The following is a 7032-nucleotide window of genomic DNA, read 5'->3' as shown; positions in this document are numbered from 1 at the left end:
CTCCGTCCACGTCGCTCGCGAGGGTCTCGGCCGCGCGGAGCAGCCACTCCGCGCTGTCGACCTTCCCGCGGATGTCGCCGGGGCCGACGCCGTAGCGCTCGGCGATCCGGTCCTCGTCCACCTCGTCGGCCCAGTCTTCGAGCAGGCGCGCGGTCTTGAGCGCTGCGAGCCAGTCCTCGAAGCGGACGTCCTCGTACTCGGAGGGGACGTCGCCGAGGAACTCGTGCTCGCGCTCGTAACAGGTCTCGGTGTACGTCTCACGGTCGCCCGACTTGAGGTAGAGCTCGTACATATCGGGGGTCCGGCTCACGAGGTGATAGAGGCCGAGCGGGGTGAGCTCGGGGTTCGCGTCGTCCGGGTCACCGTCCGCCTCGCTTGGGTCGCCGTCCGCCTCGCTCGGGTCGCCGTCCGCCTCGTTCTCGTCAGGCCCTCGTTCGTCACCGTCGTCCCCGTCCCCGGCCGGGCGGTACGTTCCGAACCCGGGCTCGTCGCCGTCCGCCTCCGGAGTCACCCGTTCGTACGCGCCGGAGTCGGCAGGCATCGCGTCCGCGGCAGCCCCCGCTTCCCGTGAGGCGCGCGCGTCGCGAAGGCCGTCGATCATCTCCGCGGCGCTCATCGGGTCGAGGTAGAGCCGGGAGACGGTGTGGCCGATCCCCGTCGCCGATAGCCGCTCCGTCCCGTCGGCGAACTCGCGGTCGATGAACTCGTTGACGGCGAGGTACTCGAGCACGGTGTCGGTGACCGCCGCGAGCCGCCCCTCGTCGTCCGTCTGGGTCGCGTAGAGGGTGTTATCGAGGAAGTCGAGCAACCCTTGTCGGGTCGCGGCGAATCCGGAGGCGACCGTCGCGAGCACGTGGGTCCGGAGCGCGGGTTCGGCCGCGAGCTTCGACCGGACCGGCTCGGGGTCCGCCCAGACGTACCGGTCGAACAGCTCCTCCATCCCGTCGGCGTCGTTGGCGAGCAACACAGCCTCGCCGTACGGGTCGAGCCCGGGGCGACCCGCCCGCCCGCACATCTGGTGGATCTCGAGGACATCAAGCGGTTTCATCCCGCCAAACTCGCCGTCGTAGCGCCGCCAGTCCCGGACGACCACCCGGCGGGCCGGGGTGTTGACGCCGGCCGCGAGCGTCGGGGTCGCGGAGATGACTTTGATCAGCCGGTCGCGGAACGCGTCCTCGATCAGGCTTCGGTGCTCACTCGCCAGCCCCGCATGGTGGAACGCCGCTCCCTGCTCGACGGCGTCGGCGAGGTCCTCGGCGGTGTCGGTGTCGGAGACGCCACGAACCTCCGCGGCGAGCTCGCGGAGTCGGTCGCGCTCGTCCGTCGTGAGCCGTGAGCCGGTGACGTCGGTCAGGTTCCGGGCGGCCGACTCGGCGTTCCGACGGGAGTTGACGAACACGAGCGAGGAGCCGCCCTGGCCGTCCTCCTCGGTGTCGAGCGCGTCCGCGACGAGCCGCGCCGTCTGGTCCTCGCCGCGGTCGACCGGCACCTCGCGCTGGCTCCCGTCGTCGAAGTTGATCGCGTTCCCGAAGTGAACGCCGGTGCGGAGGTCGATCGGTCGCCAGTCCGACTCGACGAGCTCGGCGTCGAGCCAGTCGGCGATGACGTCCGCGTTGCCGACCGTCGCCGACAGCGCCACCGTCTGGAGCCCCGCGTTCACCTTCCGCAGCTTCGCGAGCGTCACCTCCAGCGTCGGGCCGCGGCCCGCGTCGTTGACGAGGTGGACCTCGTCGCTGACGACGCAGGTGAGGTCGTCGATCCACGGCGCGCCGTTGCGGATCAGCGAGTCCACCTTCTCGCTCGTGGCGACGATGATGTCGCGGGAGCCGAGCCACTCGCCGTCCGACTCGTAGTTCCCCGTCGAGACGCCGACGGTCACGTCGAACTCCTCCCATCGCTCGAACTCGGTCTTCTTCTCGCTGGCGAGCGCTCGCAGCGGGACGATATATAAGGCCTTGCCGCCGCGCTCGATAGCGGACAGCATCGCCAGCTCGGCGATGAGCGTCTTGCCCGACGCCGTTGGAACGGCCGCGACGAGGCTCTCGCCGTCGAGAACGCCCGCCTCGACGGCGGCCTCCTGTGGCGGGTAGAGCTCGGCGACGCCCTCCGATTCGAGCGCCTCGCCGACGCCGGCGGGGAGCCCGGAGAGCGAACTCGGTTGCATTACCGGTAGTTAACTCCCGATCCGATTTAACCCGTCGGAACCGACGAGCGGGAGTATATAAACTGCCGAGGCTCTGTTGACTCGATGGAAACGCTGCTACTCCATGAGAACGTGAAACAAGATATGGGGCGCAAGAGACCGACGGATTTCACGTGCCACAGAGCACGTTCTGTTGACTGGTCCGTGTGCGAAAGAAGTCGAGTCATGGGCGTTACAGCCCGGATGCCGCGCCCCGCGGCATCCGGGAAAGCCCGAATAGGTGAATCTCTGCTTCACGCACTGGCGTCCCGGGTGAACAAACCATGTACCTCGGAATCGACGTCCACAAACGGTACGCACAGGTGGCAGTGATGGATGAGGCTGGGAAGATCGTCGAAGAGGTTCGCGTCGAGAACGCGAACCTCGACGACCTCGCCCAGCGATACGCCGGCGCACAAGCCGTGCTTGAGGCGACCTCCAACTACTACCACATCCACGATACGCTGTCGGAACACTTGGATGTAACCGTCGCTCATCCCAAAAAGATCAACCAGATCGCAGACACCGACAAGAAAACCGACCGCGTTGACGCCAAAGAACTCGCGCGGATGCTCCGGTTAAATTCGGTGCCTGAAAGCTACGTTCCGACCGAGGAGGTCAGGGAAGCCCGCGCACTCGTGCGCGGGCGACAGACGTTGGTCGAAAACCGTACCAAGTACGCCAACAAGATTCATGGGCTCCTCTCCGATCACGGCATCACTGAGGACGTGAAACCGCTAACCGTAGAGGGACGAGAGTCCCTGCGGGGACTCTCGATCCCGACGCCGTTCGATACGTTGCTTGAGTCGTACCTCGACCTGATCGAGTCGCTCACCGAAGAGATTCAGAAGCTCGATGAGACGATCGAAGAGCGCGCTGGGTCTCTGAAGGAGACCCAGCTGCTAATGACGATTCCCGGTGTGAGTTACTACACTGCGCTGACGATCTACGCGGAGTTAGGTGGGATCGATCGGTTTGACGGTGACAAGGAGGTCGTCAGTTACGTGGGATTGAACCCGGTGATCCGCGAGTCAGGTGACTCGCGGATCGAAGGGAGCATCTCAAAACGTGGATCAGGGCGTGTGCGATGGTTACTCGTTCAAGCAGCAAACACCGCAGTTCATACCAGTAATGATGAGTATCTGAGTCGGTTCTACGACCGGTTAGCAAGCCGAAAGAACTCACAGAAAGCGATTGTGGCAGCAGCTCGGAAGATGCTGGTATCGATCTACCACATGCTTGATCGGGGAGAAGCGTACGATCCACCCGGTGTGACCGCATAGACGAAGGACCTGAGGGCCGCCGAACGGGCGGCCCTCAGTGGCCAGCCGAGGCCCTCCATGAGCGTCAGCTATCGCCAGACAGCGACCGCACCGCAGACACGTTCTGGCCGCCTACCGGCTGTGAAAACAGCAGATCCCTAGACGGCGTAATCATTTTGTCGCTAGGCGTGGTTTGCCCGGGTAGCAGCGTTTCCATAGGTGAAATCCTTCGGCTCTGACAAGAACCGCGTGCTGAATGCAGAGCGCTCACTCAGCACTGGTCGCCCCAGTTTGGTTGGTTTTCCTCGTCGCCCTCAAACTCGGCCCCATCATCGAAATGGTCTGGTGGTGTCCCACGCGCTAATATCCTGATCAAATGACTCCGCCTCTCGAAACATCGCACCCATATTTTCAACGCTGCTGGTGTCCCACGCGCTAATATCCTGGTCAAACGACTCCGCCTCCCGAAACATGATATCCATGTTTTCGACGCTGCTGGTGTCCCACCCGCTGATATCTTGATCAAATGATGCCGCACCACCAAACATCGACTCCATGTTTTCAACGCTGCTGGTGTCCCACCCACCGATATCCTGATTAAACGACACCGCAAGAGTGAACATCGCACGCATGTTTTCGACGCTGCTCGTGTCTGCATTGGTCAAGTCAAACTCGCTAATCCGTCTCCCAATATCGTCTTCGGTGAATGAACTCTCGGCAAGGTTGTGTTCCTGAAGTTCGCCCCCCCAGAACAGTTCGCTGCTGTCCGGTGGCAAGACCACACCCACGCCTTCGGGGGTACCCCAGTCCGGTTGCTTCGCTTCCTCACCCTCAAACCCCGCACCGTCATCAAATCTGGGTGGTTGTTCGGGGATTTGTTCAACATCCCACCCGCTGATATCCTGATCAAACGATGACGCACCTTGGAACATGCTACGCATCAATCGGACGCTGCTGGTGTCCCACGCGCTAATATCTTGATCAAACGACTCCGCCTCGCTGCTGGTGTCCCAGTCCCCGATGTCTTGATCAAACGAGGACGCGCCCGAGAACATCGAACTCATGTTTTCGACGCTGCTGGTGTCCCAGTCCCCAATGTCTTGATCAAACGAGGACGCGCCCGAGAACATCGAATCCATGCCTTGGACGCTGCTGGTGTCCCAGGCGCTAATATCCTGATCAAACGACTCTGATAGAAGGAACATCGCCCCCATAGCTTGGACACTGCTGGTGTCCCAGTTCCCGATGTCCTGATCGAACGACGCCGCCTCATGGAACATCGCGGGTGTCCCACGCGCTAATATCCTGATCAAATGACTCCGCCTCTCGAAACATCGCACCCATATTTTCAACGCTGCTGGTGTCCCACGCGCTAATATCTTGATCAAACGACTCCGCCCCATTGAACATCTCCTCCATGCTTTCAACGCTGCTGGTGTCCCACGCGCTAATATCTTGATCAAACGACTCCGCCCCATTGAACATCCCCTCCATGCTTTCAACGCTGCTGGTGTCCCACCCGCTGATATCTTGATTGAACGACAGCGCACCAGCGAACATGAAATTCATTTTTTCGACGCTGCTGGTGTCCCACCCGCTGATATCTTGATCAAATGATGCCGCACCACCAAACATCACCTCCATGTTTTCAACGCTGCTGGTGTCCCACCCGCTGATATCTTGATCAAATGATGCCGCAATACCAAACATCCACTCCATGTTTTCGACGCTGCTGGTGTCTGCGTTGGGCAAGTCAACCTCGCTAACCGGTGTTCCTACATCATCTTCGGTGAATGAACTCTCAGCAAAATTATGTTCCTGCAGTTCGCCAGACTCGAACAGTTCGGAACTATCCGGTGGCAGCACCACACTCGTGGCGTCGTCAGAGTCTTTTTCGTCGTCGTCCTCCCCTTCGTCGGTGGCGTCGTCTTCTTCGTCGTTGTCCGGGTCGTCGGACTGTGGTTCATTTCCAGTGTCGTCTTCCGAGTCGTCGTCATCGTTGCTCCCACAGCCGGCGGTTGCGGCGGTCAATCCGACGCCTACAGCACCGAGCACGCGCCGTCGACGGAGCAGGCGCTGATCGTTGTCTTGGTTGCGTAACCTCTCGGACATGCCAAATCCTGTTAGCGGTAATACATAAATGTTTGGAAACCAGACAGGTTACTGCTCGCTGACGCGGCTCGACGCCGTCGACCCAGCGGCGGTCCCGAACTCTGACACTCGATGATCACGGCGGGTGGACTATATGACCAGATCTTCGTACAGGATACATCCTCTGTATCTCGCATGACCCACGAAATCTATCACCATCTGAGAATTTCAGCAGAGCCGCAGCCGAGGAGCGCCCACGGACGCGGTCACGAGACTTGACACGTAATCGCCACGACACCACCGTCACTACGACAATACCGTCGCCCCGCGGTGGCGCGCTCGCTCGCGTCTTTATAAGGCGCGAGCGGCCCGCGAGGGACGCGGTGAGCGCTCGGAGAGCGCGAACCGCGAGGCTGGGGAGGTCCGAGGTGCGGCGCGGTGCAGCGCGGTGCGGTGCAATCGCAATCCGCTCGGTCCGGAGCGCGATCACCGACAACCCGCGCTGGCGATTGGGTTTTAAATACTATATAATCTGAAGACCCCTCACACCGTATCGTCGAGGTCGTGGTCGGCCGCCATCCGCGACGCCTCCGTCGCGAACCGCTCGACATCCGCCGGATCCGTCTCGCCGAGCGCGTGCTCCTCGACATCGCGGCCCGCAGTGACTCCGTCGCCGGTGACGAGCCGTTGTTCGGCCAGCTCCTTCGTGTGGACGCGCTCGCCGTCCTCGGTGGCGTACGTCAGCCGAACGAGTCCCTTCGAGTCGAACTGCCGGTCGACTAACCAGACTTCGGTCATCGTCGGAGCGTGGCGGGCGCGAGGCTTAAATAGTGGGAACCGGCCGCGCCTCTCCACCGTCGCCATCGCTTTGTACCCGGTCGACGTAGCCGCCGTATGCGAGTGAGGTTCGACCGGGACACCTGTATCGGGATGTACCAGTGCGTCGCCGAGTGGGACGCGTTCGAGAAGGACCTGAACGACGGGAAAGCCGACCTGGCGGGCAGCGAGGAGACCGAGCCGGACGTCTTCGAGGTAGCGGTGCCCGAGGGCGAGGAGCTGGACGCGAAGTTCGCCGCGCGAGCCTGCCCCGTCGACGCCATCGAGGTGTACGACGACGACGGCGAGCAGGTAGTGTGAGCGGCCGGATCGTGACTCGATCCCTTATAAGCGCTCGGCGAGTTCCTCGGCGAAGTAGGTGACGATGAGGTCCGCGCCCGCGCGCTTGAGCGACAGCAGGGACTCGTGGGCGGTCGCCTCCAGGTCCAGCCACCCCTTCTCGGCGGCGGCGTGGAGCATCGCGTATTCGCCGGAGACGTTGTAGGCGGCGATCGGTCGGTCGAACTCGCGGCGGAGGTCGGCGACGATATCGAGGTACGGGAGGCCGGGCTTCACCATGAGCACGTCCGCGCCCTCCTCGGCGTCGAGGCGGGCTTCGCGGAGCGCTTCGCGGCGGTTCGCGGGGTCCATCTGGTAGTGGCGGCGGTCGCCGAACGCCGG

Annotated in this window: 6 protein-coding genes and 1 pseudogene; 2 read left to right on the top strand and 5 right to left on the bottom strand. The window is 62.5% G+C overall.

Annotation, left to right across the window (positions count from 1 at the left end; all coding sequences use genetic code 11):
• Window positions 1–2164 (bottom strand): ATP-dependent DNA helicase (locus tag ACFQEU_RS12540; RefSeq protein ID WP_379782635.1); only part of this gene is annotated, 2164 nt, incomplete at its 3' end.
• A gap of 302 nt (window positions 2165–2466) precedes the next feature.
• Between ACFQEU_RS12540 and ACFQEU_RS12535 the strand changes: the two genes are divergently transcribed.
• Entirely contained in the window at window positions 2467–3465 is a 999-nt protein-coding gene (locus ACFQEU_RS12535) for an IS110 family RNA-guided transposase (RefSeq protein ID WP_209486850.1), read from the top strand.
• A 308-nt stretch (window positions 3466–3773) separates the two neighbouring features.
• Here the strand turns inward: ACFQEU_RS12535 and ACFQEU_RS12530 are convergent, their stop codons facing one another.
• The 3 genes from ACFQEU_RS12530 to ACFQEU_RS12520 form a co-directional block, all read right to left on the bottom strand.
• Window positions 3774–4724, bottom strand: a complete 951-nt coding sequence (locus ACFQEU_RS12530; protein ID WP_379782633.1) for a BspA family leucine-rich repeat surface protein — start codon at window positions 4722–4724, stop codon at window positions 3774–3776.
• A complete protein-coding gene (locus ACFQEU_RS12525; protein ID WP_379782631.1) occupies window positions 4714–5556 on the bottom strand; it encodes a BspA family leucine-rich repeat surface protein in 843 nt (280 codons plus the stop codon). Before ACFQEU_RS12525 ends, ACFQEU_RS12530 begins: the two co-directional genes overlap by 11 nt.
• Before the next feature lie 522 nt (window positions 5557–6078).
• Window positions 6079–6333, bottom strand: a complete 255-nt coding sequence (locus ACFQEU_RS12520; protein ID WP_379782629.1) for a DUF7967 family protein — start codon at window positions 6331–6333, stop codon at window positions 6079–6081.
• 96 nt (window positions 6334–6429) lie between these two features.
• On the opposite strand from ACFQEU_RS12520, the gene ACFQEU_RS12515 reads away from it, so the two are divergent.
• A complete protein-coding gene (locus tag ACFQEU_RS12515; RefSeq protein ID WP_379782627.1) occupies window positions 6430–6672 on the top strand; it encodes a ferredoxin in 243 nt (80 codons plus the stop codon).
• Window positions 6673–6696: 24 nt separating this feature from the next.
• Here ACFQEU_RS12515 and ACFQEU_RS12510 read toward each other — a convergent pair.
• Window positions 6697–7032 (bottom strand): annotated as a pseudogene (locus ACFQEU_RS12510) (porphobilinogen synthase); the annotation flags it as partial.

This window comes from Halorubrum tibetense (assembly GCF_042661865.1).
Classification (GTDB): domain Archaea; phylum Halobacteriota; class Halobacteria; order Halobacteriales; family Haloferacaceae; genus Halorubrum; species Halorubrum tibetense.
This window is presented reverse-complemented; position numbering and strand designations above follow the sequence as displayed.

Excerpts from the sequence above, each read along its gene's own strand:
- ACFQEU_RS12520 (WP_379782629.1), bottom strand. The coding sequence starts at position 6,333 with ATGACCGAAGTCTGGTTAGTCGACCGGCAGTTCGACTCGAAGGGACTC.
- ACFQEU_RS12535 (WP_209486850.1), top strand. The coding sequence starts at position 2,467 with ATGTACCTCGGAATCGACGTCCACAAACGGTACGCACAGGTGGCAGTG.
- ACFQEU_RS12515 (WP_379782627.1), top strand. The coding sequence starts at position 6,430 with ATGCGAGTGAGGTTCGACCGGGACACCTGTATCGGGATGTACCAGTGC.
- ACFQEU_RS12525 (WP_379782631.1), bottom strand. The coding sequence starts at position 5,556 with ATGTCCGAGAGGTTACGCAACCAAGACAACGATCAGCGCCTGCTCCGT.
- ACFQEU_RS12530 (WP_379782633.1), bottom strand. The coding sequence starts at position 4,724 with ATGTTCCATGAGGCGGCGTCGTTCGATCAGGACATCGGGAACTGGGAC.